The sequence below is a fragment of the Candidatus Contendobacter odensis Run_B_J11 genome, assembly GCF_000531125.1.
Classification (GTDB): Bacteria; Pseudomonadota; Gammaproteobacteria; order Competibacterales; family Competibacteraceae; genus Contendibacter; species Contendibacter odensensis.
The window spans coordinates 23,707-30,835 of sequence record NZ_CBTK010000041.1 but is presented as its reverse complement, the minus strand read 5'-3'; the positions used below and the strand labels follow the sequence as shown (position 1 = coordinate 30,835).

Below are 7,129 nucleotides of genomic sequence, written 5' to 3'. Positions count from 1 at the left end.
TCCGATCTAATTTGCCGCGATGCGCGCCGCTTCCAGCCCGGCTGGCCCGCCGCCCACGATCAGCACCCGGTGTTGATTCCGCGCCGGTTTCAGCGGGGCAAATTCGGTTTCCTGTTCATAACCGGCGGCCGGATTATTGACGCAGCTCAGGCGCGGGTTCTGCACCAGACTGATGATGTTGTCCTGATTGCTGAGCAGGCACGGGCGAATATCGCCGGGCCGCCCCTCGTGAAATTTGAGAGGCAATTCCGGGTCGGCGATCAAGGCGCGAGTCATTTCCACCGCGTCGGCCTTGCCTTCGGCCAGCAGCGCCGTCGCCATAACCGGATCAACGATGCTGCCCTGAGCGAACACCGGCAGCTTCACCGCCGCCTTGATCTGCGCCGCCAGATGCACCGCGAAACCGGGCGGCTGATACAAACCGGGCCGGGTGATATGGCCGGTGTAGATGCTGCCGCTGGTGACGCTGATGAAATCGAGCAGGCCATCGCCGGCCAGATGTTGGGCAATTTCCGCCGCGTCTTCGGGCTTGATCCCGGCCCACGGTGCGTATTCATCGCCGCACAGCCGCAGCCCGACCAAAGCGTTGCTTCCGACTTCATGCCGCACCCGTTCAATGATCTGGCGGGCGAACCGTAGCCGATTGTCCAGCGATCCGCCGTAGTCATCGCCGCGTTGATTGGTCAGCGGCGACAGGAATTGGCGGATCAAACTGTCCTGCCCGGCGTTGATCTCGACCCCATCCAAACCGCCGTCCATCGCGTAACGCGCCGCCTGCCGGAAGCCTTCAATGACTGCCGCGATGTCGTCAGCGTCCATCGCTTGCGGCAATTCGCGGCTATTCACTTCCGGCACCGGCGACGGCGCCCACAACGGCAATTGCGAATAATGGCTGCTGCCCTGCATCCCGCTGTGGGTCAATTGCGCCAGTGCCAGCGCACCGTGGCGATGCACCGCCTCGGCGACCTGGCGATAACCGTCCACAACGGCGGCTTCATAGCCAAAAATGATGTATTCATACGGCCAGTCGGAGCGATGAACCACACTGCCTTCCAGCACGATCAGCCCAGCGCCGCCTGCCGCCCGCGCTGCGTAATAAGCAACATGGCGCTCGGTAAAGCGGTGATGCGTAGCAAAATTAGTCTGATGGGCGGCGAAGATGAAGCGGTTCGGGGCGGTTTTGCGGCTCAACAGCAGCGGGGTAAACAACCGTTCCAGCGATTCGTTGACGGCGGGTTTCATGGCGGCAGTCTCAGTTCAGGGCGGCGGCAGGACTGACGGCTTCATAAATGCAGTCGGGATCGGGCGCATCCGGCGACCGGCCGGTGAAATGCTTGGCGGCGATGCAGCCACCGTGACACTTGGCGTAGGCGTGACAGGTCTGGCAACTGCCGCCCACTTGCCAGTCGCGCAACTGGGCGAACAGTGGGGCAGTGCGCCAAATCTCGGCAAAGCCGCCGGGCTGGCGCACATTACCGGCGGAAAATTCGGGAGCCAGCAGGAATGGACAGGCGTAGATCTCACCCACCGGATCCACGCAGCAGACGATGCGGCCCGCGCCGCACAGGTTCAAGCCTTCCAGTGGCTGGCCATAAGCCGACAGATGAAAGAAGGAATCGCCGGTCGGCACTTCGGGATGCGCCAGCAACCATTGATACAGTTGCCGGTTTTGCACCGGAGTGGGGCGCAAATCTTCCCAGACCTGGCTGCCGCGTCCGGTCGGGCGCAACCGGGTCAGCCGCAATTCCGCGCTGTAGCTTTGCGCCAGATCGGCCAGTGCCTCGATGTCGGCGACGTTGTGACGGGTGACGGTGGCGTTGATCTTGAACGGAACCCGATGTTGCGCCAGCCGTTCCATAGCGCGGCGGGCGCCAGCGTAGGAATCCGCGCCGCGCACCGGATCATTGGTTTCAGCCGTCGCGCCATCCAGACTGATCTGCACGTCCAGATAGTCGCGGGCGGCGATCCAGGCCGCCGCCGCGTCATCAATCAGAATGCCGTTGGTGCTGAATTTCACCCCGATTCCGCAACCTAGCGCATAGTCCATCAGTTCAAAAAAATCCTTGCGGATCATCGGTTCGCCGCCGCCGACGTTGATATAAAACACCTTCATTGCCGCCCATTCGTCAATCAGGCGTTTGGCTTCGGCAGTGGTCAGTTCCGCTGGCTGGCGGCGACCCGATGACGACAGGCAATGGACGCAGCGCAAATTGCAGGCGTAAGTGATCTCCCAGGTCAGGCAGATCGGGGCGTCCAAGCCCTGCCGAAACAGTTCGTAGCTCATGGCGGCGCTTCAGCCTTCGGCAGTGGTCGGATCAATCCCTACCTTAATCTCGGAAATACGATTGGCCGGAAAGCCGCCCTGTTCAGCGTGCTGCTTCACCAGATCGGCGCTGGGCGCGATGTAGACGCAGTAAATCTTGTCGTCGGTGACGTAGCTCTGTACCCATTGGATTTGCGGTCCCAATGCATTGAGGACGCTACAGGACTTTTGCGAAATGGCTTTCAGGTCGGCGGCAGACAGCTTGCCCGCGCCGGGCAGTTCGCGTTCGATCAGATACTTGGGCATGAGGTTTTTCCTTTGGTGAAATGGGTGTTGTTATTGATTTGCTGACGATTACTGCGATTCCAATTCTGCGGCCAGCGTGGCCCATTCGGCATCGGTAAACAGCCGGGAGCGGGTCAAAAAGCGCACGCCTTCCGGTCCTTCCAGCGAGAACATGCCGCCGCGTCCGGGCACGACATCAATGGTCAGTTCGGTATGTTTCCAGTATTCGTATTGGGGGGCGCTCATATAAAACGGGCAACCCCCGATCTCGCCTAACTGCACATCGCCGTTGCCTACCAACAGATCGCCATCGGGGTAGCACATCGGCGAACTGCCGTCGCAACAGCCGCCAGACTGGTGAAACATCAGCGGGCCGTGCTTGGTCTTGAGCTTGGCGATCAAGTCCAAGGCGGCATCGGTCGCCAATACGCGGGAAATGGTGGTCATGGCGAGCCTCCATCGAAAGGCAGTAAGGTAGGGCGGGTTACGCTGCGCTAACCCGCCTGGATAGTTTCAGCCAAAGGCGGGTTACGGCTGACGCCTAACCCGCCCTACGCGGCTACGTTGGGGTATGCGCAGCAATCTCAGAAGAATCCCATCGCCTTGGGGTTGTAGCTCACCAACAGATTTTTGGTCTGCTGATAATGGTCGAGCATCATCCGATGATTTTCCCGCCCGATCCCGGACTGCTTGTAACCACCAAAGGCGGCATGAGCCGGGTACAGGTGATAGCAGTTGGTCCACACCCGCCCGGCCTTGATGCCACGTCCCATCCGGTAGGCAACGTTCATATCACGGCTCCACACCCCGGCACCCAAGCCATAGAGGGTGTCGTTGGCGATAGATAAGGCATCAGTCGCATCCTTGAAGGAGGTGACGGCCAGCACCGGCCCGAAAATTTCCTCCTGGAACAGCCGCATCCGGTTCTGTCCCTGAAACACAGTCGGCTGAATGTAGTAGCCGTCGCGCAGTTCCCCGCCCAGTTCGGTGCGCTGCCCGCCAGTCAGACATTCCGCTCCTTCCTGACGACCTACATCGAAGTAGCTGAGAATCTTGTGCATCTGTTCGGAGGAGGCTTGGGCGCCGATCATGGTGGCGGTGTCGAGCGGATGCCCCTGCTTGACCGCCTTCACCCGCTTGATCGCCCGCTCCATAAAGCGGTCATAGCCGGATTCCTGAACCAATGCCCGCGACGGACAGGTGCAGACTTCACCCTGATTGAGGGCGAACATGGTGAATCCTTCCAAGGATTTATCGAAGAAATCGTCGTCCTGGGCCATGACATCGGCAAAGAACACGTTGGGTGATTTGCCGCCTAATTCCAGAGTGACCGGGATCAGATTTTGTGCGGCGTACTGCATGATCAGCCGCCCGGTGGTGGTCTCGCCGGTGAAGGCGATTTTGGCGATGCGCGAACTGGAGGCCAGCGGCTTGCCGGCTTCCAATCCGAAGCCGTTGACCACGTTCAGCACCCCGGCAGGCAGTAAATCCTGAATCAATTCCAGCAGCACCAGAATCGAAGCAGGCGTCTGCTCGGCGGGTTTGAGTACGATGCAATTACCCGCCGCCAGCGCCGGCGCCAATTTCCAAACCGCCATCAGGATCGGGAAATTCCAGGGAATGATCTGCCCGACTACACCCAGCGGTTCGTGGAAGTGATAAGCCACGGTATCGTCATCAATTTCCGACAACGCTCCTTCCTGGGCGCGGATGCAGCCGGCAAAATAGCGGAAATGGTCAATCGCCAGCGGTACGTCCGCCGCCAGGGTTTCCCGCACCGGCTTGCCGTTGTCCCAGGTTTCGGCGACCGCCAGCACCTCCAGATTCGCCTCCATCCGGTCGGCAATACGGTTAAGCCGGTTAGCCCGTTCCGCTACGGCAGTGCGGCCCCAAGCGTCGGCGGCGGCATGAGCGGCGTCCAGCGCCAGTTCGATGTCTTCGGCAGTGGAACGTGGAATTTCACAGAATCCCTTACCGGTCACCGGACTGACGTTTTCAAAATACTCACCTTTCGTTGGTGGCACCCACTGGCCACCGATGAAGTTGTTGTAGCGGGCTTTGAAGCTGACTTTGGCACCGGGCTGGCCGGGAGTTGCGTACAGCATGGGAGTTTCTCCTACGGTTTGGTGGTTCTTGGCGATGGGCTTGTGCGTCGCCGTCTTTTCACGCGGTGAGCGGTGATCAGGTTGCCCCACTGCTGTCTCTTGAGTTAAAGCAGACTTCTGTCTCTTTAAACAAAAGTAGACTATTACAAGTGGTTATTAGTTTCAGTCCTCCCCTAGAGCATGGTGGTTGCTCTTTATAGAAGATCGTGGTCGGATTAGCTGACTAAAACGGCAGCTTGCCGGCCGACATCAACATGAACGACGGAATCAGCAGACCGGGGAATGCCCAAGTGATCAGTGAATAGGCCAGTGCATTGGCTGAGAGCTTGCCATAGGCGTTCAGCCAAACCTCAACAGTCAGTACTGTGTAACCGGCGCAGGCAAAGGCCAAGTAATTGCTCTGCGGGGAAAGCGGTTTACCATCAGGCCCGGGGACACCGCCGGTAAAGAACAGCACCATGTAGATCGCCGAGATGATCGCCACTGTCAGACTGACGTTTCCGACCGAACGGAGATCTTCCAGTCCAGTTAGCAGCGCATAGGAAACAGTGCAGTAGAGCAGGCCATGGGCAAAAAGCAGGCCGCCGGTGAAGGCGTCCTTGAATAGGGCTGTCTGTAGAAAGGCGCCCAACACCACGGTCAATCCCACGAAGCCGGTAATGGCTCCGGTACTCTTGGCCTCACCCTTGCCCAGAAAAAGGATTGCAACCGGTATCCACATCAGGCTGATTGCTATCAATAATGCTAATGTCATGACGTTCTCCCAAATTCAAAATTCACTATTTCAGACAGAATCGCTGTAGAGCATCTCCTGTTCAGAAGAACAGGCTGGCTCCCACAGCGAAGGTGTTTTCATCCGCCGAGTTACCGTTTTGCGCCTCGGACTTGGTATATGTGTACTCGCCCGCCAGTTGCACCCAGTCGGTCAGCTTGTAGTGCAGTCCGAAGAGCCAGGAGTTGTTTTGCTTGACCAACAGCGGATGGTCCTCATCACTGGCTTGGTCGAGATAGCTTGCGCCGTAGCTAAGCCCGGCGGTGAAGCGCTCCAGAAACTGGTAGGTGCCCTGTACGTAGAAGCCGTGAGAGTCACGCGCCTGTCCATCTTGGCTCACCGCGTCGAAGAACAGACCCGTCGAGCCGAGCGCCTTGCCGGTATAGCCATACAGCACCAAATTAGCCGGTCCTAGCCCAATATTGGTGCCAAGATCGAAACCATTGGCTTGCACGCTCTGGCCTTCGGGCAGCGCCTGTGTGTTATTAGCGCTCTCCAGCTTCTGGGTCACGAAACTCGTCCATAGCTTGGTTTTCGTGCTACCCAAGTTCGCGTTGTAGACCAGTTGGCCCTGGACACCGGGTTGATTGTGGCTGGTGAGCTGGCCGGATACGGAACTGAAGTTTACGGCGTCAAGCGGTGTAAACAGGCCGAGGCTGACCTGCAGGCCGCTGAAAGATGGACTGGTATACGTAATCTGCGGAATGAAGTCCGTGTACACATAGCCAAGACCGATGCGGCCGAAGGTGGTATTCGACGGTGCCGCGTTGGAGCCGGGGGTGCCGACACTCACCAAGCTGAAATCATTAAGGATTGCCTGCGAACCGAACAGTCCGATGTCCCGGCCACCTTTGAAGGTACCCATGGAAGGTGTGCCCACAGTGATGAACTGCTGACGGAAATCGATGCCGGTGGTGCCGAGCGCCGAGGGGTTGCCTGCGGAATTGGCGCCACCGTTGTTGCTCACGCTGTTGAGGCCGGGGTAGAAACCAAAGGTTGCCCCTAGGTCGAACCCTTCCTGTTGCGTTTTGAGACTCACGCTGAAGTTGCCAGGCAATAGGCCGTTGCGTATCGACGCCGAATCTTGGCCATCGATATTGGCGATGCCACCCAGCACAACATTGTTTGCGTCTCGGTCACCGACCTGGTTTTGGACATAAAAGGCGTTGATGCCACCGGAGAAGAGGATATCCACCGAGCCGACATGTAGACCGACACCCTTATCCATCATGCGAATATAAGGACCCGTCGGCGCCGCAGCCACTTGGTCCGGCGCGGACTGGGATGAAGCGGTCGCCGGTTCCGCGACCGGTGCTGCTCGGGATGAAGCCACCGCGACCGGCGCCGCTGCCGGTGCGCTCAGCTTGGCGTACTCCTGCTGGCTCAGAATCCCTTTGGCCTGAAGCTGGCGCATCAGCGCGTCGACTACCTCCGCCTGCCCTGCCGGGGTCGGCGGCGCCGCTGCCCGCTGTTTGCTCAGTGTGCGGTATTCCTGTTGGTTCAGTACCCCTTTGGCCTTGAGTTGCTGCATCAGATCATCGAGTTGATCCGCTCGCGCTGATGTCAGCAACACCAGTGCGCCGACGCTGATAGCGCCGAGACGCAACAGGTGATTAGGGTTATACATGACAGTCCTCCTCTGGAGCATGGTAGTTGCTCTTTAGTTATGGTGGTTTTGGTGCTCTTGTGCGGAGTCTGCTGAGT

The 7,129-nt window shown here is 58.9% G+C and carries 7 protein-coding genes; all 7 read right to left on the bottom strand.

Going from position 1 to position 7,129, the window contains the following annotated elements:
• Positions 1 to 6 precede the first annotated feature (6 nt).
• Positions 7 to 1,242, bottom strand: coding sequence for an oxidoreductase (locus BN874_RS03660; RefSeq protein ID WP_051497371.1), 1,236 nt, complete (start codon positions 1,240 to 1,242; stop codon positions 7 to 9).
• 10 nt (positions 1,243 to 1,252) lie between these two features.
• Complete coding sequence (mftC, locus tag BN874_RS03655) at positions 1,253 to 2,284, bottom strand: mycofactocin radical SAM maturase (RefSeq protein WP_081756116.1); 1,032 nt, start codon at positions 2,282 to 2,284, stop codon at positions 1,253 to 1,255.
• 9 nt (positions 2,285 to 2,293) lie between these two features.
• A complete protein-coding gene (locus BN874_RS03650) occupies positions 2,294 to 2,569 on the bottom strand; it encodes a DUF4242 domain-containing protein (protein WP_034430888.1) in 276 nt (91 codons plus the stop codon).
• Positions 2,570 to 2,617: 48 nt separating this feature from the next.
• Positions 2,618 to 2,995, bottom strand: a complete 378-nt coding sequence (locus BN874_RS03645; RefSeq protein ID WP_034430887.1) for a DUF779 domain-containing protein — start codon at positions 2,993 to 2,995, stop codon at positions 2,618 to 2,620.
• A 137-nt stretch (positions 2,996 to 3,132) separates the two neighbouring features.
• On the bottom strand, positions 3,133 to 4,653 hold the full coding sequence (adh, locus tag BN874_RS03640) for an aldehyde dehydrogenase (RefSeq protein ID WP_034430886.1): 1,521 nt from the start codon (positions 4,651 to 4,653) through the stop codon (positions 3,133 to 3,135).
• 223 nt (positions 4,654 to 4,876) lie between these two features.
• Positions 4,877 to 5,407 carry an AmiS/UreI family transporter gene (locus tag BN874_RS03635; protein ID WP_034430885.1) on the bottom strand — a complete coding sequence of 177 codons (531 nt, stop codon included), beginning with the start codon at positions 5,405 to 5,407 and terminating at the stop codon, positions 4,877 to 4,879.
• 61 nt (positions 5,408 to 5,468) lie between these two features.
• Positions 5,469 to 7,052 (bottom strand): hypothetical protein, encoded by a 1,584-nt coding sequence (locus BN874_RS03630; RefSeq protein ID WP_051497370.1) that lies wholly within the window; start codon positions 7,050 to 7,052, stop codon positions 5,469 to 5,471.
• Positions 7,053 to 7,129: the final 77 nt, after the last annotated feature.